Annotated in this window: 13 protein-coding genes and 1 tRNA gene; 1 reads left to right on the top strand and 13 read right to left on the bottom strand. The window is 38.4% G+C overall.

Annotation, left to right across the window (positions count from 1 at the left end):
- Positions 1–166 precede the first annotated feature (166 nt).
- Positions 167–1,756, top strand: coding sequence for a peptide chain release factor 3 (locus tag GGR22_RS03850; protein WP_121375050.1), 1,590 nt, complete (start codon positions 167–169; stop codon positions 1,754–1,756).
- Positions 1,757–1,825: 69 nt separating this feature from the next.
- On the opposite strand, the gene GGR22_RS03855 is transcribed toward GGR22_RS03850, so the two are convergent.
- From GGR22_RS03855 to GGR22_RS03915, 13 genes are all read right to left on the bottom strand, one after another.
- The gene (locus tag GGR22_RS03855) at positions 1,826–2,029 is read right to left on the bottom strand and encodes a hypothetical protein (RefSeq protein WP_121375051.1); all 204 of its coding nucleotides are present in this window, start codon (positions 2,027–2,029) and stop codon (positions 1,826–1,828) included.
- Between the two features lie 12 nt (positions 2,030–2,041).
- On the bottom strand, positions 2,042–4,279 hold the full coding sequence (locus GGR22_RS03860) for a T9SS sorting signal type C domain-containing protein (RefSeq protein WP_182492641.1): 2,238 nt from the start codon (positions 4,277–4,279) through the stop codon (positions 2,042–2,044).
- 241 nt (positions 4,280–4,520) lie between these two features.
- Positions 4,521–11,465 (bottom strand): Ig-like domain-containing protein, encoded by a 6,945-nt coding sequence (locus tag GGR22_RS03865; RefSeq protein WP_182492642.1) that lies wholly within the window; start codon positions 11,463–11,465, stop codon positions 4,521–4,523.
- Positions 11,466–12,412: 947 nt separating this feature from the next.
- Positions 12,413–12,724: a DUF3467 domain-containing protein gene (locus GGR22_RS03870; RefSeq protein WP_121375054.1), complete on the bottom strand. Its 312-nt coding sequence runs from the start codon at positions 12,722–12,724 to the stop codon at positions 12,413–12,415.
- A 3-nt stretch (positions 12,725–12,727) separates the two neighbouring features.
- Positions 12,728–17,029 carry a DNA-directed RNA polymerase subunit beta' gene (gene rpoC, locus GGR22_RS03875; RefSeq protein ID WP_121375055.1) on the bottom strand — a complete coding sequence of 1,434 codons (4,302 nt, stop codon included), beginning with the start codon at positions 17,027–17,029 and terminating at the stop codon, positions 12,728–12,730.
- 96 nt (positions 17,030–17,125) lie between these two features.
- The gene (gene rpoB / locus GGR22_RS03880) at positions 17,126–20,938 is read right to left on the bottom strand and encodes a DNA-directed RNA polymerase subunit beta (protein ID WP_121375056.1); all 3,813 of its coding nucleotides are present in this window, start codon (positions 20,936–20,938) and stop codon (positions 17,126–17,128) included.
- A 256-nt stretch (positions 20,939–21,194) separates the two neighbouring features.
- A complete protein-coding gene (gene rplL, locus GGR22_RS03885; RefSeq protein ID WP_121375057.1) occupies positions 21,195–21,566 on the bottom strand; it encodes a 50S ribosomal protein L7/L12 in 372 nt (123 codons plus the stop codon).
- 53 nt (positions 21,567–21,619) lie between these two features.
- On the bottom strand, positions 21,620–22,120 hold the full coding sequence (gene rplJ, locus GGR22_RS03890; protein WP_182492643.1) for a 50S ribosomal protein L10: 501 nt from the start codon (positions 22,118–22,120) through the stop codon (positions 21,620–21,622).
- Between the two features lie 22 nt (positions 22,121–22,142).
- Positions 22,143–22,832, bottom strand: a complete 690-nt coding sequence (gene rplA / locus GGR22_RS03895) for a 50S ribosomal protein L1 (protein ID WP_121375059.1) — start codon at positions 22,830–22,832, stop codon at positions 22,143–22,145.
- Positions 22,833–22,840: 8 nt separating this feature from the next.
- Positions 22,841–23,281, bottom strand: coding sequence for a 50S ribosomal protein L11 (rplK, locus tag GGR22_RS03900; protein WP_056069304.1), 441 nt, complete (start codon positions 23,279–23,281; stop codon positions 22,841–22,843).
- A 69-nt stretch (positions 23,282–23,350) separates the two neighbouring features.
- Positions 23,351–23,902, bottom strand: a complete 552-nt coding sequence (gene nusG / locus GGR22_RS03905; RefSeq protein WP_121375060.1) for a transcription termination/antitermination protein NusG — start codon at positions 23,900–23,902, stop codon at positions 23,351–23,353.
- A gap of 8 nt (positions 23,903–23,910) precedes the next feature.
- On the bottom strand, positions 23,911–24,108 hold the full coding sequence (gene secE / locus GGR22_RS03910; protein ID WP_056069298.1) for a preprotein translocase subunit SecE: 198 nt from the start codon (positions 24,106–24,108) through the stop codon (positions 23,911–23,913).
- Positions 24,109–24,123: 15 nt separating this feature from the next.
- Positions 24,124–24,194: transfer RNA gene (locus GGR22_RS03915), tRNA-Trp, on the bottom strand.
- Positions 24,195–24,237: the final 43 nt, after the last annotated feature.

The following is a 24,237-nucleotide window of genomic DNA, read 5'->3' on the forward strand; positions in this document are numbered from 1 at the left end:
TACGGCCCTTACTATTAACAAAAATTTATTAACAAATTATTAGAGATATTTTCATCAATTAAGAAGCTGTATTTGCAAAAAAGCATAACTCCGATTTTCTCTTATTATTATACACTGATTATTTGTTTAATAAATAGTATTTTTGCAATCCATTTTTATACAGGATATGAGTTTTCAAAAAGAAATAGAAAGAAGAAGAACTTTTGGGATTATTTCGCATCCCGATGCCGGAAAAACGACACTGACAGAAAAATTGCTTTTGTTTGGAGGCGCGATACAAGAAGCTGGCGCCGTAAAAAACAACAAGATTAAAAAAGGCGCTACGTCCGACTTTATGGAAATCGAGCGCCAGAGAGGAATTTCGGTTTCTACGTCTGTATTGGCATTCAATTACAAGGATAAAAAAATCAATATTCTCGATACTCCCGGCCACAAGGATTTTGCTGAGGATACTTATAGAACACTTACAGCAGTCGATAGCGTTATCGTTGTAATCGACGTTGCAAAAGGGGTTGAGGAACAGACGGAAAAATTAGTCGCTGTCTGCCGTATGAGGAATATTCCGATGATTGTTTTCATCAACAAATTAGACCGCGAAGGAAAAGATGCTTTTGACTTGATGGACGAAGTGGAACAAAAATTAGGCTTGACTGTAACACCATTAAGCTTTCCAATCGGAATGGGATATGATTTCCAAGGAATTTACAATCTTTGGGAGAAAAATATTAATCTTTTCAGCGGAGACAGCCGTAAGAACATCGAAGAAACGATTGCTTTTTCTGATGTTCAAAGCCCTGAATTGGAAAAAATCATCGGTCAAAAACCAGCTGATAAACTTCGTGAAGAATTAGAACTAATCGATGAAGTCTATCCTAAATTTGACAGAGGAGCTTACCTGGAAGGAAAATTACAGCCTGTGTTTTTTGGTTCTGCGTTAAACAATTTCGGAGTACGAGAACTTTTGGACTGTTTCGTAGAAATAGCGCCATCGCCAAGACCAAAAGAGTCAGAAACAAGACTGGTCGATCCTTATGAAAATAAGATGTCAGGATTTGTATTTAAAATCCACGCCAACATGGATCCAAAACACCGCGACAGATTGGCTTTCGTAAAAATCGTATCTGGAACATTTGAAAGAAACAAGCCGTACTTGCACGTACGTCAAAATAAAAACCTGAAGTTTTCAAGCCCCAATGCTTTCTTCGCAGAAAAAAAGGAGATTGTCGATATTTCATATCCTGGCGATATCGTTGGATTGCATGACACTGGAAATTTCAAAATCGGTGATACGTTGACAGAAGGTGAATTGATGAGCTTTAAGGGAATACCAAGCTTTTCACCAGAGCATTTCCGCTACATCAACAATGCAGACCCGATGAAATCCAAGCAACTTGACAAGGGAATCGACCAATTGATGGATGAAGGCGTTGCACAGCTTTTCACCTTAGAAATGAACAACAGAAAAATAATCGGTACCGTTGGAGCTTTACAATATGAAGTTATCCAATACCGACTAGAACACGAATATGGCGCTAAATGCTCTTATGAGAATTTCCCGGTACACAAAGCTTGTTGGGTAAAACCTGATGATGCTAAAAATGAAGAATTCAAAGAGTTTAAGCGTATAAAGCAAAAGTTTTTAGCTCATGATAAATATGGACAATTGGTGTTTTTAGCAGATTCTGATTTTACCATCCAAATGACGCAGAGTAAATATCCGACAGTGAAATTATTCTTTACTTCGGAATTTGAATAAAGATAAGATTACAAATAAAAAAGGCTGTACGATTTGTACAGCCTTTTTTGTGAACCTTAATAATAAAGCTTACGCTTTTTTGGTTTTTCCTTTGATGAAAGAATAGCCCAAGATTACGCCTGCTAAAAGCATAGGAACGACATAATCATTAATTGGCGCTTGCGGTCCATCTTCGTCATCTGGTGCTTCAGAAGGATTTTGTGCAAAAGCGGCAGTACTTAAGAATAATAGAAATAATAAGCTTGCTATTTTTATTGTAATTGAGTTTTTCATATTCCCTATATATTAGTAAACGATTTTTTTGTTAGCCGTTCCATTTTCGGCAGTAGTAATTTTTACAACCAATACTTGGTTTGCGATAGCAAGATTTGAAATCACGGCAGAAGCAGCATCAACATTATTTCTTGAATAAACTAGACGGCCGCTGATATCATAAAGCTCAATTTTGTTCATGATATAAGCTCCTGAATTGATAACAAGGCTTCCATTCTGCTTATAAACAACGATATTATTTGCAGCGATAGTTGGAACATCAACACCAAGCAAAGATCTGTATGCAATTTCGAAACGGTTGTTGAAAACGCCTGCTTCAGTTGCAAAAGAATATCCTGATGCTTTAATGTTATGGATTTGTCCTGTGAAATTATCTTTCAAGAATATATCTTGGCTTCCCGCAAAAAGACCGTCAACATGATCAATCGTTATAGAATAGTTTCCTGCTACGTCTGTCTTAAAGCTCATTGGAACAACATCTTCAGTGGTAAACGGAAGGCTTCTTCCTTGGATGGCAAATTCTTGATTTTCCAGGTATGATGTAAATGCAATTGGACTATCGTTAAAATATTTTCCTTCAATTCCATAATCAACTCCAGCAGTCGCACCAGTCATATATCCTAACAAAGTCTGCCCGATTACTTCTGAACCATTAGAAAGATTTAGCCAGATTCTGTGTCTTTCCACTTCATCTGAAGAGGCATTAGAATTTCTAAAGAAAGAACCTCCTGTTACACTAGAACGAAGCGTATTGTCAAAATTCAAGGTAGTTTGAGTAGGTGCAGATTTTACTTTTACGAAAAATCCTTGGCCAGCACCGATTACTCCATTTGGATTGAGTGCAGCAGCTTCTGGCTGAGCACTAGTCACTCCCATTCCTGTTGAAGTAGCATAACCGCTTCCTGAGGCTCCATTTCTTTTTCTCCAGAACCAGATTGTTCCGTCAATAGCGTTAGAGTTTAGAGTAAACAATTGTGAGATAGAGATTGCTGATGGATATGGATTACCAACAAGATTAAATCCAGTGTTTACAGCTGAAAGTGCTACGTTAACGTTTTGGTTGTATGGCGTTCCTGTAAATTCTGCATTAATTGCTGTTCCAAGATTTCCTTCAACATAGGCCGGATGCGAATCTGGAGTTCTGATTAGGTATCCTTTTCCTGCTTCAAAACTATAAGTTCCTTCGCTTTGTGTTGGGAAAACAGCCACATAATCGCCATTAGCTCCTGTTGCAGTATTGTAAGTATAAAACCTGTTTGAAAGCGTTGCTGAAGAGAAAGCCTTAAGGTTTTGCCCAACTACAGGAGAAGACCATAATGTATAATCAAAACGGTACAGTGGATTGCTAGTTCTTTTTACTTTAATTGCTCCAGTATTTGTCGCAGCAGTATTTTGAATCAAGTTAGCATTGTTCTCAACAATAAAATTGTTTGAGTCTGCATTATTGACAATCGCATTTTCAACAGTAACGGATGTTGCTGATGCTACTGTAAAAATTCCTGAATTTACTGTTAGAGATTTTGCAGTAAACGGCCCTTGTGGAGACGCTGTTCCAGTTGAATAATTTCCTGCTATGATTGCATCAAGAGATGAAGTTGGCGTTCCGTTTGACCAAGAAGTTCCATCCCAAGTTGTAGAAGTTGGTGCACCATATATATGAACTCCTATATATTCCGAAAGAGTATTGTCTGCTGAGGCTACTTGAGCCAATGTTTTAGATGTCCATTCTGAGATAGTAAAAGTGCTATTTGCAGAAAGCACATTTGCATTTCTGTGATATGAAATATCTTTATTATTTATTCCAACACCAAACGCATCTACAATTGTACTTGTACCTGTAAAAATTGCCAATGCATCATTACCATTAAAACCAGCAACAGTCGTATTCGCAACGTTTGCAGCGGGCATCGGGCTATGAGGAACCGTTGTTGATGAGCCCGTATTTTTTATTAAATAAATACCTCCAGGCGCCAATGTTCCAGATAAATTAATACTAGTTGTTGGAGTTCCGCTCATGGTCGCATTTCCAGTATCACTACCAGTATTCCACATTCCAACCTTATATTGAATCGGCGATGCCAAATCAATCGAAGTTGATCCTATGTTTGTTATCTCAATCCATTTGTTATTACTTAGTCCTTCATAAACCTGACTGATTATTATCTGCCCAGACGATTCATGAACAAAACCGAAGAATAAACCTAAAAAGAATACACGCGTAATGTAATTAAAAAGTAAAGTTTTTTTCATTATAAATTTGTTTTCCACAAAGTTAACGATTCGTTAATAAAAAATTAAACAATCACATTATCTTTTTGTTAAGAAATAACAAAATATGCTTTTTATCGAACTAATTGAACTTTAGTCGTTTATAATCTATTTTTTTAACAATAAAATTCTTCGACTAAATCTAAGATTTAACTTTCATAACCTTTTATAAACAAAAAAAAGCCTCCCGAAGGAGGCTTTCTTACTTATTCATAAAGCTAAATTATTGATTTTTTATCAATTTAACCATTTTAGATTTACTACCTACAGATACTTCTAATAGGTAAGATCCAGCTGGCAAATGAGACATATCAATTTGAGTTTCATTTGAATTTACAGATTTTGTGATAAGCTGCTGTCCAACCATGTTATACAATTTAAGACCTGTAATAGCCTCTGTATAAGACACAGTCAAAATATTGTTGACAGGGTTTGGATAGTACTTAAAGTTAGCATTATCAAATCCATCAACTTTAAGCATCGTACCTGCTTGTACAGGCAATCTTAGCACACTCTCGCAACCACCAACGGTTTGAGAAGCATAGTATGTAGTTCCGGCAACGATTGGAGTCGAAGCTGGCAACACTGTACCTAATGAACTTGCAGTATACCAAATGATTCCAGTACCATTAACTGTAAAGCTAGCCAACGTTGCTCCTGCAGGGAAATCTTGAGGAGAAGTACCAGTCGGAGCCGGAGTTGTTGTTACGGTTACATTTAATGTTTGTGTTGTTGCACATTGACCTGTAGTTGGCGTAAACACATACGTACCATTTGCAGTATTGCTTACTACAGCTGGCGCCCAAGTTCCTGTAACTCCATTTGGAGAAGTCGTTGCAAGAGTTGGAGCTGTAGATCCTTGGCAAATAGATCCTATTTCAGCGAAATTAGGAACTGTAGCAGGAGTAACGACAACATTCAATGTTTGAGTTGTTGCACATTGACCTGTTGCAGGCGTAAATACGTATGTACCATTTGCACTATTGCTTACTACAGCTGGCGCCCAAGTTCCTGTAACTCCATTTGGAGAAGTTGTTGCTAGAGTTGGAGCTGTAGATCCTTGGCAAATTGTTCCAATTTCAGCAAAGTTAGGAGTCGTGCTAGGCGTAACAGTAATCAAAGTACTGTCTGTTGACGAGCAAGTTCCAATTGCGACAGTAGCCGAATAAGTCGTGTTACCTACTGGCTTAGCATAAACTTTCGCTGCACCATTTCCTGAAACATAAGGAATTGTACCCGCTGCATCTGTAAATAAATCTCCTGAACCTGTTGAACTCCAAGTTACTTTAGGCAATACGTCAAAGGTAACGTCAGTTCTAGCACTATAAGTATAGCTTGCAGCACCAACATAAGCATCAACAGTTGCTGCAGTTTGGGTATCTACTCTGTAATAAATTGTACTTACGAAAGTTGTAGGACTATGCTTAGCTGTGTTATAAGCTACCGTACTACCACCATTATTATTACTATAATTCATCTCGATGATTAAATTATCAGTACCATTCCATGCAAAAGGAGTATCTAACACAAAGTTATTTACACCAACAGATGGAGTATGGGAAGCTGCTGCTTTAACAATTACCATACCTGACTCCCATGAGGTTGTTGTAGCAAAACTTGCTGTAGGTGAGTTTTTCATTTTCACAACAACATTATTAAGTACATTGGCTGGATTTGCAGTAACTAAGTTTAGTTTTATAGCACTAATTTGTGCGTTTGCTTCAAAGCCTAAAGCCGTCAGTTCAGCAGCAGTATAAATCCACTGTTGTTTTGTACCTCCGTAATAAGCTTGTAATGGATTTGGCCCTAGAGTTGCTCCAGTAGCATTAGTACCTGATGTATCTGTTCCTGCTCCCGACACAATAGGTCGTGTAACAGTATTTCCTGACACAGTCAACTCTTGAATACTTCCTTGACAGATTGTTGGCAAATCTGGCACAACTGTAATTGCTGGCGGAGTTGTATTTATTGTAACAGCAACAGTCGCAGTTGCAGCACAGCCAGACACAGTATTAGTTGCAGCAAGAGTATAAGTAGTCGTTGTCGCTGGATTAAATGTCCAACCTGTAACAGCATTTCCAGAAACACCTGTAGCTGGTGTCCATACATAAGTATCATAATCTGCAGCACCCGCAGTAATAGTTACCGCTGCAGTTGAAGTTCCTCCACAAACAGAAGCCGGGTTTCCACTCAATGTAAAGGCCGGTGCTGTAGTTACAGTAGCAACTACAGGAACTCTTGGAGAAGAACAAATAGATTGTCCGTTGATTGTAAATCTCGGTCTGAAACTGTCAGTAGTATTTACACTAGTTTCAGCTAACATAGCTGCTGGAGTAGCACTATCTCTTTGTCTGTAAGCCGAAGCCACGAATCCTACATTGTCAACCTTCATAGAAGTACTTGTAGCCGTCGTAGCACTTGGAACACTGCTCCAAGAGATAGAAACAACAACATTTGAAGTACCATCCCAGTTGAATACTGACGATGAGCCTGCGCCTGTTCCAAAAGCTAACGTATTAACAGTATTAGCCACAGGCGTAATACCACCATTAGTTCCAGTTCCTGCATACACTTGAGTCAGTCCATCACTAATAAAAGTAGTTGTAGGAGCTGTTGTAGCTGTCGTATGCGCAAGATGTACTGTAAAACCTTGATATGATTGACCCGAATTTGTAGGCTCAAATCCTAAGCTACTCAAATTAGTTGTACCATTAAATCCTGCAGCAGTAAGCTCTGATGCTCTGATAATATATTGAGTCTTAGTTCCACCCCAGCTTCCTGGGAAGAATGTTTGGGCTACAGTCGATGAAGTTGTTGCTCCTGCACCTAAAGCAGATGTTACTGGAGGAGTAGAAACTTCAGCAGCAGCATAATAAGTAGTCGTTGCAGAAATCGAAGGAGTTGTAAAAGTATTTCCTGTTCCAACTGGAAGACCTCCAGTTGCTGCAGCATACCAATTGATAGTAGCACCTGCACTTGGCGTAGCCGCTAACTGAACCGTTCCAACACCACAACGTGTGTTTGGTGTGTTTGTAGCAACTTCATTAGCAAAAACAATATGTACTGGAGCTGAAGTTCCTGTAGCTGGTCCAGCTGAACAAGTAACCACACATTGGTAGTAGGTAGAGACAGTTGGCACTACAGTTAGCGTAGGTCCAGTAGCTCCTGAAATATCATTATACGTTGTTCCGTTCGTAGAACTTTTCCATTGGTAAGAAACACCAGAGCCAGAAACTGCATTTTGCAAGCTTAATGCTACTGAAGCACCTGCACAAATTGAAGTACTAGAAGCTATTGTATTTCCTGGGTTAGGAGTACCGCTACAAGAATTCGAATCAGCAAAAGATATATATCCTGTAAAATTTGCTGCCGATATTGGTGTATTAGACTGCGTCGTATTAGGAGTTCCTGCAACATAAGTAGCCACACTTCCAAAAGCATTTGAATAAACACCAGCAGGAGTAAGTCCTTGAACCGGAATACTAGTGCTTACAATTGAAGCATCTCCTACTCTTACATTCATATCAGTAATTGTACCTGACATTAAAGGAATTTCCCATCTTCTTGTCGCAGACAAGTTAATCAAGCTTACATCTGCAGTACCTGAATTTGAGTCAAAAGCCTCTGCTTTAAAATTTGAAACCGCTGTAGTAGTAGGAGCTAACCAAACTGGTGCATAAGCTGCTTTTCCTACAGGGAAATATTGGTACGTCGTATTAGAATTTCCGCTTATGATTGTTCTTGCAAGTGGTCCGTTTACATAAGCTGTAGCACTTCCTCCAGAAATAGTTCCAGAAGCCGTAGCTGTACCCATTGTCAATAAATTAACATTGGTCGTATTAACTTTTCCACTTGTAAGAGTTAATGTTCCGCTAAGTGATAAAGGAACATCTAAAGTTAATCCAGTTGCATTAGTGTTATTAACCGTTAACGATGTCAAATTAGCTGTTGGGCTAGTCGCAAGATTTCTAAAAACACCAGCACCAGAAATAGTCTGAGGGTTTGTAGATGCAACTGCAGCACCATTATAGTCATTAATGTTTAATGTACTTCCAGCAGTTAATATTCCATTATTAGTAAGGTTACCTCCTAAATGCGTTGTACTACCCAATTGGTATTCTCCTGATATAATGTTCAAGTTATTTTTGATTGGCACAGTAGAAGTTGTTCTTACAAATCTATTAGTACCAATAGTTCCTGCATCCACAACAACATTTCCTAAACCATAAAGGAAGCTTCCTGGGAAAAGATAAACGTAAAATCCGTTACTTCCCGTTGTACTGCTATCGTTAGATACCCCATCTCCAAATTTAATTGTATGGTTAACACCTGCCGAGTTGAATGCTCCACCTTGAGAAACTCTCAAAGCATAAGTTGAAGTACTTGAACTTTGAGGAGGATCGACAATAGTAATTGTACCGCCTGTCAAGCTCAAGTTAGACACTGCTGTTGCAGTAATATTCATTAAGTGTGTTCCTGAAGCAACAGAGTTGGCCGCATTACCAGCGTCATTTCCATCTATATTGATGTTACCACCACTTTGATTAAAAGTAGAACCGCCATTATGAGCCATATTACCAAAAACATTCACTGTTCCAGACGTAACCGTCATGATTCCGTTGTTTGCGAAAGTACGGTTGTTTGCTCCCGCAGTAGATAAGTTGATTACACCACCGCCAACAGTAATTGTACCAGCTGCTGCGTTTGTAATACCTGTAGTACTTGCACCTGTAACATTTAAGCTACCACCAGTAACATTTAATATGCTATTATTTGTAACTGTACCAGAAGCACTCAAGTTAGCACCAGAGATGTTTATTGTACCACTGTTTGTAAGTGAAGTAAAATTAAGAGCTCCAGTTGCAGCTGTCAAAGTACCTCCTGTTGCTACAGTTAAGCTTGTGATAGTATTAGTACCATCTAAAGTTACGTTAGTAGCATTAGCGATAGTAACCGTATCTGTTGCACCAGGCACTGCATTTTTATTCCATGTGGCCGGAGTAGTCCAGTTTCCGTTAGCAACAGAAATAAATGGAATATCAGAAGATGAAACTCCTACATATAAAGGGCCTGAAAGCAAATCTGTTTGGGATACCGTTATTCTTTGCGCACCAGGAGTTGTCGTACCATTTTGGTGTGCTCCTCCGATTGCAGCATTAGCAAACATAACTCTTGCATTTCCATTCGATAATCCTGAGAATGCGTTTTGTGCCAATAGAACAACTGTATATGAACTTGAAGCGATAGGAGTTCCTTCATTTGAAACTACCCAATTTCCATCATATCTTTCATTTACTGTATAAGCACCATCAGCCACAGACAATCCAGAAGTAACTCCAGCAGCATCGTTATACACAACCGCTAACTCACCAGCGACACCGCCTGTAGCATTGGTTCTTGTAATATACATTGCTCTGTTTGCGCCAGCAGCATTAATAAACGGATATCTGCTCGTTGCATTTGTTGGATCTGTTCCAGCTGTAACTGACGTTCCTGTTGCAGCTGCCGTCCACCATCTAGAGAATTTACCTCCTGACAAGAAACCAGTACCTACAGGAGCCGTAAGAGTACCACCTGCAGCACCAGCACCAAAAGTCATTTTATTTGTTCCTAAATTGACTCTTGCTCCAGTAAGGTTTAAGTTATTAGCTATTTTAACATCATTAATAAGCCAATTAATATTTGGAGTAGCCGTATTCGTATTGCTGAAGGTTAAGTTTCGGATTACACCTGTATTAAACGTTCCCGAACCACTTACTGTTTGTACAGCTGTTCCAGTCAATGTCAGTGTTGCTGCAGTTGTAGTACCTACAGAAAAATCAAGTATACCATTGTTTTGGATATTTCCTGCAACCGTAAGCGTTTTACCTGTTGTTCCATTAAAGGCATTAATGATTCCACCATTCGCTACAGTCAAGTTATTGTTAACCGTGAAATTTGTAGGTGTGGTCGCATAGGCTAAAGTTCCTTGAACAGAAAGATTATTTATAGACAAACCAGTCGCATCGATTGTAACTGTATTCCCTGCAGATATTACTGCATTGTCAAAAGAATTTGGAACACTTCCTGCATCCCAAGTTGTTGGAGAATTCCAGTTTCCTGTTGCGACTGAAGTATAAGTTCCAGGAGGATTAGTTGCCTGAACACCATCTAAATTAGTACTTAAACCTCCTTCACTAATAGCATATACACGCCATGAATAAGAAGTACTTGGCGTTAAACCTGTAGCATTATATGTAGTAGTTCCTACATTTACACTACCTGCTAGCGTATAAGTAGCGCCACCGTCTGAAGATCTCAAAATAATGTATTTTAACACATCTATGTTTGGAGAAGATTCTGCCCAATTTAATGTCATACTACCTCCTGCAACACTTGAAAACGATAGAAATGTTGGCGGAGGGATAACCGTAGCCAATGCATTACCTGGGTTTCCAGGAGGTATCAATTGGTATACTCTTCTGCTTCCATCGGCAGAAGAACTTAAATTAGCAATAGCTCCCAAAGCAGCAACAGCTGGATTGGCAGCATAAGGTGTATTTACTGAAACTGTATTACCTGCATATAAAATTGAAGCAAAAGCTCCTGAAGCCGATCCTGTGTAGAAACCAACAGAAGGAGATCTATTTGCTGCGCCATTTCCAATGTCAACAGCAGAAACAGTTCCATAAGCATATTCTATATTTCCTTTTTCATAAAGACGCATTTGCCAAGTAGAAGTTCCTGCCATTGCTGCACTCGTATAGAAAAGTTGCATATTAAAAAATTCTACAACCAACACACGGTTTGGCGCAGTTCCTACGACTTTGTAGTGGATTTTTCCTGTAGTCGAACCTGTTCTGAAATCAGCATTCAAAGCTGATAGCCTTGGAGATGTAGCTGAACCTCCACTTATTGTATAAGTATTAGTTGGAGCTGCTGTAGCGCCTAACTGCAAGATACCATCTTCCTGTACAGAAAATTGCGTAAATCTTGTACCCATAAAGTGGAAATCGAATCCGATGTTAGTAACAGCAGACGCTGCTGCATCAAGGCCAGGGCCTACTAATTGTGTAGTACCTGCACTCATATCAATGGCCGTACCATTCATATCAAGGGCTAGTGATCCTGTCGTATTCGTAGCAAAAGTATAATTTGCCGAAGACTGGGCCCAAACTGAATGATTCATAGCCATTAGCATGACTATAAAAAATAAGCTAATCCACGAGGGCCTAGCTAAGCGAGAAATAGAATCAGGCCGAGGGGCAGCCGAATTCGCAATCTCTTTTTTGAGTCTAGACCGTTGTCTAAGACCCGAAGGATTGTAATAATTCATCATAGTTTAAGTAAATTGATTAAAAATAAGGTAAGAACGTTTTGTTAACTAAAGGCATTAATTTACAATAATAAGTGTCGAAACAAATCAAATGATTCATTCAGACATCCTTTAATATTTATATAAAAAAATGCGATTCAACAACACGGAAAATTAATATAAAATTTAACACAAAATTATAGTTTTGATAAAAAACTTATGAACAAAGGAAAAATCACCTGCAATTAGCCATGAAACATCCTTTTTTAAACACTTTTAGTAACAATAATTTATTCTAAATTGCATAAACAAATCCATAACTTTTAAACAGATTCTAGTGATTTTACTGATTCCCGTATTTAATGGTAAAATCTAGGCACAAAAAAACTCTCCATCTCTAATTTGGCACAAATAGGAAGAAGAGTGTTTTTTACTTAACTAAAAACCTTTATAATTATTTAAGCAATTATCCGAAAAGACCAGCACTACTCAATATAAACAAGACCATAAAGACAAAAAACCTAATAATGGTATTGTTTGATATTGCCAAACTATTTTCTCGGTTTGCAACTTGCGATTCTCTATACAAAATTTTCATTACAAATAATTAAATACATTAACGCTAGTCTTAGGAATAACACATTGACATGTGGCAGTATCAACAGTATTTGTTATGAAATTTTAATTCTTAGATAAACTTAGGCAAAACCCTATCTATAAAAAAATAAATCCGATGAAGTTCAATAAAAAACGTTTAAGGTAGTTAATGCAGAATGGGATGGAAATAAAAAAGCCTCCTAAAATTAGGAGGCTTTTTTTATCTATGCTTGCCCAGCTGGACCAAAATTCAAAGGAATCGGAGGCTGTTCGGTGTCTTTTATTTCGCCATGGGCGCTTTCAAAACGGTGAATGTTTTCTCCTATCGCCTTTAGTAGTCTTTTGGCGTGCTGCGGCGTCAAAACGATTCTAGATTTCACTTTTGCCTTTGGAATTCCTGGCATTATGCTTACGAAATCTAATACAAATTCTGATGCTGAATGGTTGATGATTGCCAAATTAGAATAAATTCCTTCGGCTGTTTTTTCATCCAATTCAATATTAATCTGACCTTGTGGTTGTTTTGAATCGCTCATATCTTAATAATTATATTCTTCTTTTGCGGCCATTAGCTCATTGTATTCTTCTTTAGAACCTACAATCACGTTATCATAGTCTCTCATACCTGTACCAGCAGGAATTCTGTGACCAACGATAACATTTTCTTTCAATCCTTCAAGTAAGTCTACTTTTCCAGCAACAGCAGCTTCGTTCAATACTTTAGTTGTTTCCTGGAACGATGCCGCAGAGATGAATGATTTAGTCTGCAACGAAGCTCTAGTGATACCTTGTAATACCGGAGTTGCAGTAGCCGTGATAACGTCTCTTGCTACAACTTGATTTTTATCCGTACGCTTCAATAGTGAGTTTTCATCACGCAATTGGCGAGGAGAAATAATCTGACCTGGTTTCAAGTTTTCAGAATCACCAGCATCTTCAACTACTTTCATTCCGTAAAGCTTATCATTTTCAACGATAAAGTCTTTGGTATGAATCAATTGATCTTCTAAGAATAGCGTATCTCCTGGATCTTCAACTTTAACTTTACGCATCATCTGGCGGATTACAACTTCAAAATGCTTGTCGTTGATTTTTACCCCTTGCAGACGGTAAACTTCTTGAATTTCATTAACCAAATATTGCTGAACAGCTGATGGTCCTTGGATTCTCAAGATATCATCTGGAGTGATAGCACCGTCAGACAATGGAACACCTGCTCTTACGAAGTCATTTTCTTGTACAAGAATCTGGCTTGAAAGTTTTACAAGATATTTCTTGATTTCACCAAATTTAGATTCGATAACAATCTCACGGTTACCTCTTTTGATCTTACCAAAAGAAACAACACCATCAATTTCAGAAACAACGGCTGGGTTCGAAGGATTACGAGCTTCTAACAACTCTGTAATTCTTGGAAGACCTCCCGTGATATCTCCTGCTTTTGAAGAACGACGTGGTATTTTTACCAAAACTTTACCTGCTTTAATCTTCTCACCATTTTCAACCATCAAGTGGGCACCCACTGGCAAGTTGTAAGAACGGATCAATTCGCCATCTTTACCATAAATCAATAAAGTCGGGATTAATTTTTTGTTTCTTCCCTCAGAAATTACTTTTTCTTGGAAACCAGTCTGCTCATCGATTTCAACTTGGAACGATTGTCCTTGTTCTAAATCTTCGTAAGCTACCTTACCCGTAAATTCAGAGATAATTACACCGTTATATGGATCCCATTTACAGATAGTCGTTCCTTTTTCAACTACATCTCCGTCTTTAACGAAAATACTAGAACCGTAAGGAATGTTATGTGTATTAAGGATGATTCCTGTTTTAACGTCAACTAATTTCAATTCTGTAGAACGAGAAATTACGATATCTGTGGTGTTTCCTTCAAGATCTTCACCTTTTACAGTTTTAAGATCTTCGATTTCAAGACGACCACTGAATTTCGTAGTGATGCTTGATTCTTCAGAAAGTCCTCCCGCAACCCCACCGACGTGGAATGTACGAAGTGTCAACTGTGTTCCTGGCTCACCGATTGACTGTGCAGCAATTACACCGACAGCTTCTCCTTTTTGAGTCATTTTTCCAGTTGCTAAGTTTCTTCCGTAACATTTAGCACAGATACCTTTAGTAGCTTCGCAAGTCAATGGCGAACGAACTTCCACTTTTTCGATAGGAGATTCGTCGATCAATTTAACGATAGCTTCTGTAATCTGCTCTCCAGCTGAAATTAAAACTTCGCTAGTAAGTGGGTTGATTACGTCTTGTAATGCCACACGTCCTAAGATTCTTTCGCCTAGAGTTTCTACGATTTCTTCGTTCTTTTTCAATGCTCCTACTTCAACACCTCTCAATGTACCGCAATCTACTGTATTTACGATAACGTCTTGAGAAACGTCGTGCAATCTTCTTGTCAAGTAACCCGCATCGGCCGTTTTCAAAGCCGTATCCGCAAGACCTTTACGAGCACCGTGAGTAGAGATAAAGTACTCAAGGATCGAAAGACCTTCTTTAAAGTTCGACAAGATCGGGTTCTCGATAATTTCACCACCGCCGGCAGTTGATTTTTTAGGCTTAGCCATCAAACCACGCATACCTGTCAGTTGACGAATCTGTTCTTTAGAACCCCTTGCTCCAGAGTCAAGCATCATATACACAGAGTTGAAACCTTGCTGGTCTTCTCTAATGTTTTTCATCGCTAATTCTGTAAGCAAAGCATTGGTTGAAGTCCACACGTCAATAACTTGGTTGTAACGCTCGTTATTGGTGATAAGACCCATGTTATAGTTCATTGAGATACCATCTACTTGTTCGTTGGCATCATCAATCAATGATTGTTTTTGTTCTGGAATCTTGATATCTCCTAAACTGAATGACAGACCACCACGGAAGGCGAATCGGTAACCCATATCTTTCATATTATCAAGGAAGGCGGCTGTTGTAGGAACATCAGTTACGCTCAAAATTCCACCGATAATATCTCTTAACGATTTTTTAGTCAATACCTGGTTGATAAATCCAGCTGCTTCTGGTACTACTTCGTTGAAAAGTACACGTCCGGCAGTTGTTTGGATAATTTTATAAACCAATTCTCCATTTTCATTGAAATCTTTAGCTCTGATTCTTACTCTTGCGTTCAATTCCAATCTTCCTTCGTTCAAGGCGATATTTACCTCTTCAGCAGAATAGAAAGTCAAACCTTCTCCTAAAATTTTGTGCTCAGGAGTCGACAAACGCTCTTTAGTCATGTAGTACAGACCCAAAACCATGTCTTGAGAAGGTACCGTGATTGGAGCACCGTTTGCAGGATTCAAGATATTGTGAGAAGCTAACATTAATAATTGAGCTTCCAAAATAGCTTCTGGTCCTAATGGCAAGTGAACCGCCATCTGGTCACCATCGAAATCCGCGTTGAACGCCGTACAAACCAATGGGTGAAGCTGAATTGCTTTTCCTTCAATTAATTTTGGCTGGAACGCTTGGATACCCAATCTGTGCAACGTAGGAGCACGGTTAAGTAATACTGGGTGACCTTTGATTACGTTTTCAAGGATGTCCCAAACTACAGGCTCTTTTTTGTCAATGATTTTTTTAGCAGACTTCACTGTTTTTACAATTCCTCTTTCGATCAATTTACGGATCACGAAAGGTTTGTAAAGTTCAGCCGCCATATCTTTTGGCAAACCGCATTCGAACAATTTCAATTCAGGTCCAACGACGATTACCGAACGAGCAGAATAATCCACACGTTTACCCAAAAGGTTTTGACGGAAACGTCCTTGCTTACCTTTTAACGAATCAGAAAGCGATTTTAATGGTCTGTTTGATTCTGTTTTTACTGCAGATGCTTTTCTTGTGTTATCGAATAACGAGTCAACAGATTCCTGCAACATACGTTTTTCGTTTCTCAAGATTACTTCTGGAGCTTTGATTTCCATCAATCTTTTCAAACGATTGTTACGGATGATTACTCTTCTGTACAAATCATTCAAATCGGATGTAGCGAAACGACCACCATCAAGCGGCACCAACGGACGCAATTCTGGCGGGATAACTGGAACCACTTTCATAATCATCCATTCTGGACGATTTTCGCGGTTTTCGTTAGACTCACGGAATGACTCCACAACTTGAAGTCTTTTTAGGGCTTCAGTCTTACGTTGTTTAGAAGTTTCGTTGTTTGCAGAGTGACGCAATTCGTATGACAATTCATCCAAATCGATTCTTGCCAACAAGTCCATGATACATTCAGCACCCATTTTGGCGATGAATTTATTTGGATCGCTATCATCAAGATATTGATTTTCCATTGGAAGCGTATCTAAAATATTTAGGTACTCTTCTTCTGTCAAAAAGTCTAGCCTTTGCAATGATTCTCCGTCAGGATTTTTAGCAATACCTGCTTGGATTACTACGTATCTTTCGTAGTAGATGATCATATCTAATTTTTTAGACGGAAGTCCAAGGATATAACCAATTTTGTTTGGAAGTGAACGGAAATACCAGATATGAGCAATTGGCACAACAAGGTTGATGTGACCTACTCTGTCTCTACGTACTTTCTTTTCTGTAACTTCCACACCACAACGGTCACAAACGATACCTTTGTAGCGAATTCTTTTATATTTACCACAAGCACATTCGAAATCTTTAACCGGACCGAAAATTCGTTCGCAGAAAAGACCATCACGCTCTGGTTTGTGTGTTCTATAGTTGATAGTTTCTGGCTTCAAAACCTCACCTCTTGACTCGGCCAAGATAGATTCTGGAGAAGCTAATCCTATCGAAATTTTGTCAAACCTTTTCACTTGGTTTTTATCTTTATTTCTGTTCATCATAGTCTTTACTATTGATATTGTGATAATTGAAAACCTTTTATTTGTTTAAAGCCTAAAGCTTAAGGCTATACAACCTTAAACTTTAGGACTAAAAAACTATTCCTCTAATCTGATGTCTAATCCAAGACCTTTCAATTCGTGCATCAATACGTTGAACGATTCTGGTAATCCTGGTTCTGGCATAGTTTCACCCTTAACGATTGCTTCGTAAGTTTTCGCTCTACCGATAACGTCATCCGATTTAACAGTCAAAATTTCTCTAAGCGTGCTTGATGCACCATAAGCTTCAAGAGCCCAAACCTCCATCTCTCCGAAACGCTGACCTCCAAATTGAGCTTTACCTCCAAGTGGCTGTTGCGTAATCAATGAGTATGGTCCGATAGAACGTGCATGCATCTTATCGTCAACCATATGTCCTAGTTTCAACATATAGATAACTCCAACGGTTGCAGGCTGGTGGAAACGCTCTCCAGTTCCTCCATCATAAAGATAAGTATGTCCGAATCTTGGAATTCCAGCTTCGTCAGTCAATTCATTAATTTGGTCAAGTGAAGCACCGTCAAAGATTGGCGTAGCGAATTTTCTACCCAAGTTTTGTCCAGCCCATCCAAGAACCGTTTCATAAATCTGACCGATGTTCATACGTGAAGGTACCCCAAGCGGGTTCAACACGATATCAACAGGTGTTCCGTCTTCTAAGAAAGGCATATCTTCGTGACGAACGATTCTAGCAACAATACCTTTGTTACCGTGACGTCCTGCCATCTTATCTCCTACTTTCAACTTACGTTTCTTAGCGATATATACTTTCGCTAGTTTCAAGATTCCAGCTGGAAGTTCATCTCCAACAGTAATCGTGAATTTTTCTCTACGCAAAGCACCTTGTAAATCGTTCAGCTTAATTTTGTAGTTGTGGATTAGATCGTTCACCATTTTATTGGTTTCATCATCTGCAACCCACTGACCTTTGCTTAAGTGAGCGAAGTCTTCAACAGCGTTTAGCATTTTTTGAGTGTATTTTTTACCTTTTGGCAATACTTCTTCACCCAAATCATTCATAACTCCTTGCGAAGTTTTTCCGTTTACGATGTTGAAAAGCTTGTCAACCAATTTGTCTTTTAATTCTACAAATTTGGTTTCGAACTCCATTTCAAGGGCAGCCAAATCATCTTTGTCTTTGCCTCTCTTGCGTTTATCTTTTACCGCTCTCGCGAATAATTTTTTATCTAAAACCACACCATGCAATGAAGGAGAAGCTTTCAATGAAGCATCTTTCACGTCACCTGCTTTATCACCGAAGATTGCTCTTAACAATTTTTCTTCAGGAGTAGGATCTGATTCTCCTTTTGGAGTGATTTTCCCGATCAGGATGTCGCCAGGTTTTACTTCGGCTCCAATTCTGATCATACCATTTTCATCTAAATCTTTGGTAGCTTCTTCAGAAACGTTCGGAATATCATTCGTTAATTCTTCGTTACCTAATTTAGTATCTCTAACCTCTAATGAATAGTCATCAACGTGGATAGACGTAAAAATGTCATCACGAACCACTTTTTCAGAGATTACGATTGCATCCTCGAAGTTGTACCCTTTCCAAGGCATGAACGCTACTTTAAGGTTTCTACCTAAAGCAAGCTCTCCGTTTTGAGTTGCATAACCTTCTGAAAGTACTTGTCCTTTTACCACTCTGTCCCCTTTTCTAACGATAGGCTTCAAGTTGATAGACGTACTCTGGTTGGTTTTTCTGAATTTGATCAAATTATAAGTCTTGTCATCAGAGTCAAAGCTTACCATTCTTTCTTCTTCAGATCTGTCATATTTAATAGTGATGATATTAGCATCAACATACTCAACAACTCCAGGACCTTCAGCATTGATCAATACTCTAGAATCAGACGCTACTTGTCTTTCAAGACCTGTTCCAACAATTGGAGCTTCTGGTCTCAACAAAGGTACCGCCTGACGCATCATGTTCGATCCCATCAACGCACGGTTCGCATCATCATGTTCCAAGAAAGGAATCAAAGATGCAGAAATCGAAGCGATCTGGTTTGGAGCAACGTCAGTATAATGAACAACAGTTGGGTCAACAACTGGGAAGTCACCTTCTTCACGGGCAATTACTTTATCAGCAGTAATTTGTCCATTATTGTCCATTTCGATATTTGCTTGGGCAATCATCTTGCCTTCTTCTTCTTCAGCACTTAAGTAAACTGGCGTAGATTCTAAATCCACTTTTCCGTTAGTTACTTTACGGTAAGGTGTCTCGATGAATCCCATTCCGTTTACTTTAGCATACACTCCAAGAGATGAAATCAAACCAATGTTTGGTCCCTCTGGTGTTTCAATCGGACATAAACGTCCGTAGTGCGTATAGTGAACGTCACGAACCTCGAAACCAGCTCTTTCTCTCGAAAGACCTCCAGGTCCAAGGGCAGACAATCTTCTTTTGTGCGTGATCTCAGCTAATGGATTCGTTTGGTCCATGAATTGAGATAACTGGTTCGTTCCAAAGAAAGAGTTGATAACTGACGATAATGTTTTAGCATTAATCAAATCAATTGGTGTAAACACCTCGTTATCTCTAACGTTCATTCTCTCGCGAATGGTTCTTGCCATACGAGCCAAACCAACACCGAATTGAGCAGAAAGTTGTTCACCAACTGTTCTAACACGACGGTTTGACAAGTGATCGATATCATCAATCTCTGCTTTAGAGTTGATCAATTCGATTAAGTATTTAACAATGGTGATGATATCTTCTTTGGTCAAGACTTGCTTTTCCATTGGGATATCCAAACCAAGTTTTTTGTTCATCCTGTAACGACCTACTTCACCTAAGTTGTAACGTTGGTCAGAGAAGAACAATTTATCGATAATACCACGAGCCGTTTCTTCATCAGGCGGTTCTGCATTACGCAACTGACGGTAGATGTGCTCAACGGCTTCTTTTTCAGAGTTTGTCGGGTCTTTTTGAAGCGTATTGTGAATGATAGCATAATCACCTTGATTCGCATCTTCTTTATGCAACAAAATAGTTTTTACGTTCGCATCGATAATTTCTTCAACGTTATCTTTGTCGATAATCGTATCACGGTCAAGGATGATCTCGTTACGCTCGATAGAAACTACCTCGCCAGTATCCTCGTCCACGAAATCTTCGTGCCATGTATTCAAAACACGCGCAGCCAATCTTCTGCCTACGTATTTTTTAAGACCTGTTTTTGAAACTTTGATTTCTTCTGCAAGGTCAAAAATTTCAAGAATGTCTTTATCTCTTTCAAAACCAATTGCTCTAAATAGAGTGGTAACTGGTAATTTTTTCTTTCTATCGATATACGCATACATTACGCTGTTGATATCGGTAGCAAATTCTATCCAAGAACCTTTGAAAGGAATTACTCTGGCAGAATATAATTTGGTTCCATTTGCGTGGAATGATTGTCCAAAGAAAACACCTGGCGATCTGTGCAATTGAGAAACAACAACACGTTCAGCACCATTGATAACAAATGTACCACTTGGCGTCATATAAGGAATTGTACCAAGATAAACATCTTGAACAATCGTTTCAAAATCTTCGTGCTCTGGATCTGTACAGTATAATTTTAGCCTAGCTTTTAAGGGAACACTATATGTAAGTCCTCTTTCTATACATTCTTGAATTGTATAACGTGGTGGATCAACAAAGTAATCTAGGAATTCCAACACAAATTGATTTCTTGTATCTGTGATTGGAAAATTTTCCATGAAGGTGTTATAAAGTCCTTCGTTGCCTCTTTCGTCAGATTTGGTTTCCAATTGGAAAAAATCCTTAAAAGATTTAACCTGAATATCCAAGAAATCTGGGTAGTCAGGAATATTTTTTGTTGAGGCAAAATTCAATCTTTCAGTCTGATTTGTTATCATCAATGGACAAAATTTTGATTAAAAAAAAGTGATTTTTTGTGTGCAAACACTAAGTAATCCTTACTTTCTTTTATAATCTGCACATCTTTAAAAATAAACCAAGTTGGAGTTTATTTCTTTCTTCGTACGGATTAAAAGCTTTTCGTATTCAACTCAATGACTAATAAAACCGGATATAATTTTATTATACGAAAAATGGTTTAGGCCATTGAGCATCAACTCAAGACCTAAACCTAGTTCTTAAAACCGAGTAAACTTATTTAAGTTCAACTACAGCTCCAGCTTCTTCTAAAGATTTTTTAAGACCTTCTGCTTCGTCTTTAGAAACACCTTCTTTAACGTTTGCAGGAGCACCGTCAACTAAGTCTTTTGCTTCTTTAAGACCTAAACCTGTAAGTTCTTTTACAGCTTTAACTACAGCTAATTTAGAAGCACCAGCATCTTTCAATACTACAGTGAATTCTGTTTGCTCTTCAGCAGCTGCGCCAGCATCACCACCACCAGAAACTACAACAGCAGCTGCAGCTGGTTCGATACCATACTCGTCTTTTAATATTGTTGCTAAATCGTTAACTTCTTTTACAGTTAAGTTAACTAATTGTTCTGCGAATTGTTTCAAATCTGCCATTTTTTCTATCGTTTAAATGATTTTGTAAAATATAATTTATTTGTGCGTACTGATTAAGATTCAGCTCCTTCTTCGTTTGCGAATTGGTTCTTAAGAGCAGAAATAACTCTTTGAGCCGGAGACTGAAGTAATCCGATGATTTCTCCGATAACTTCTTCCTTAGATTTAAGTGAAGCAAGAGAATCTAAAAGGTTATCTCCAATGTAGATTTCACTGTTGATATAAGCCCCTTTAAAAACTGGTTTATCAGATTTTTTACGGAATTCTTTGATAATTTTTGCAGGAGCGTTTGCCACGTCTGCAATGAATATAGAAGTGTTTCCTTTCAAAACTTCTGGTAGTTCACCGTAGTTGTTTTCAGAAGCTTCCATTGCTTTTGTAAGCAATGTGTTCTTAACAACTTCTAATTTGATACCAGCTTTGAAGCAAGCTCTTCTTAAGCTTGAAGTAGTTTCTGCATTTAGTCCAGAAATATCTGCTACATAAACAATATTTGTACCAGCTAACTGTGCAGTTAAATCTTCAATCGCGATTGATTTTTCTTCTCTAGTCATACTAAAAATTTTTAACTACCAATTATACAGCTTTAGGATCTAAAGCTATAGCAGGGCTCATTGTTGATGAGATGTGGATACTTTTAATATAAGTACCTTTCGCTGCAGTTGGTTTCATTTTGATTAATGTTTGAATAATTTCATGCGCATTTTCGGTAATCATATCAGCTCCAAATGAAACTCTTCCGATTCCTGCATGAACGATACCAGTCTTATCAACTTTAAAGTCGATTTTACCAGCTTTTACTTCTTGAACTGCTTTCGCAACATCCATAGTAACTGTTCCTGTTTTAGGGTTTGGCATAAGACCTCTTGGCCCTAAGATTCTTCCTAATGGACCTAATTTACCCATAACAGCTGGCATAGTGATGATAACATCAACATCGGTCCAACCATCTTTGATTTTTTGTAAATAGTCATCCAATCCAACGTGGTCAGCACCAGCTGCTTTAGCTTCAGCTTCCTTATCTGGAGTAACCAATGCTAAAACTCTAACGTCTTTACCAGTTCCGTGAGGCAATGTTACTACACCTCTTACCATTTGATTTGCTTTTCTTGGATCTACACCCAATTTAACAGCGATATCAACAGACTCATCAAATTTTGCAGAAGCAACAGTCTTGATTAATGCAGAAGCATCTTTCAAAGAATATAGCTTGTTTTTTTCAATTTTAGATGCAGCCTCTTTTTGTTTTTTTGTCAATTTTGCCATGTCTTTTCTTAATTAGAAGGAGCGTCTCCAGTTACAGTTATACCCATAGATCTAGCTGTTCCAGCAATCATGCTCATAGCAGACTCAATTGTGAATGCATTCAAATCAGCCATCTTGTCTTCAGCGATAGCTCTAATCTGATCCATAGTAACTTTCGCTACTTTTTTACGATTAGGCTCTCCAGAACCAGATTTCAATTTTGCAGCTTCTAATAGTTGAATAGCAGCAGGTGGTGTTTTTACAACGAAGTCGAAAGACTTATCTTTGTATACAGTAATTTGTACTGGTAACACTTTGCCAGGTTTATCTTGTGTTCTAGCATTGAACTGCTTACAGAACTCCATGATATTAACACCAGCAGCACCCAGAGCAGGTCCAACCGGTGGCGACGGGTTCGCAGCACCTCCCTTAACTTGTAGTTTAACTACTTTACTAATCTCTTTAGCCATTGTTTAAAAAATTTAACGCATCTTCATTGGAAGCGACAGATGCGGTTCTATTATGTGTGTAACAAAAAATTATACTTTTTCAACTTGCATAAAGCTTAACTCTAATGGTGTTTTTCTTCCGAAAATTTTCACCATTACTTCAAGCTTACGCTTCTCTTCATTGATTTTCTCAACAGTTCCATTGAAACCATTGAAAGGCCCATCAACCACCTTAATTGTCTCGCCAATAGTGAAAGGAATAGAATGATTGTCTGTTTTCACAGCAAGCTCATCTACTTTTCCTAACATTCTATTTACTTCAGACTGTCTTAAAGGCACAGGATCTCCTCCTTTTACTTCACCTAGAAAACCGATAACGCTAGTTATAGACTTAATAATATGAGGTATTTCGCCAACAAGATTAGCCTCAATCATTACATAACCAGGAAAATAGACTTTGTCTTTGCTGATCTTTTTCCCATCTCTTACTTGCACTACTTTTTCAGTAGGCACAAGTACTTGAGAAATATAATCTGCCATTCCCAATCTGTTGATCTCAGTTTCGATATAAGCTTTGACTTTATTTTCTTGTCCGCTTACCGCTCTGACCACATACCATTTTTTCACATTATTATCCGCCATCTCAAAAATTAACCTTTTATCAAATTAAAGAAACCAGCTAATGCTTTTGCGAAAACAACGTCTACTCCCCATGTTGCCAAGGCGAATATTACAGAGAAAACAGCAACTACAATTGTCAAGCGCTGTACTTCTGCCCATTCTGGCCAAGTAACATTATTTTTTAATTCACCGAAAGCTTCGGTTATGTAATTAACAACTTTTGTCATTGTAATTTATTTTTGCACGGGCGGAGGGATTCGAACCCCCATCAACGGTTTTGGAGACCGCTATTCTACCCTTGAACTACGCCCGTTTATTAAAAACCAGCAGCATCCGATAGGCGCTGCTGGTTCTTT

The sequence above is a fragment of the Flavobacterium gossypii genome, assembly GCF_014138495.1.
GTDB lineage: Bacteria > Bacteroidota > Bacteroidia > Flavobacteriales > Flavobacteriaceae > Flavobacterium > Flavobacterium endophyticum.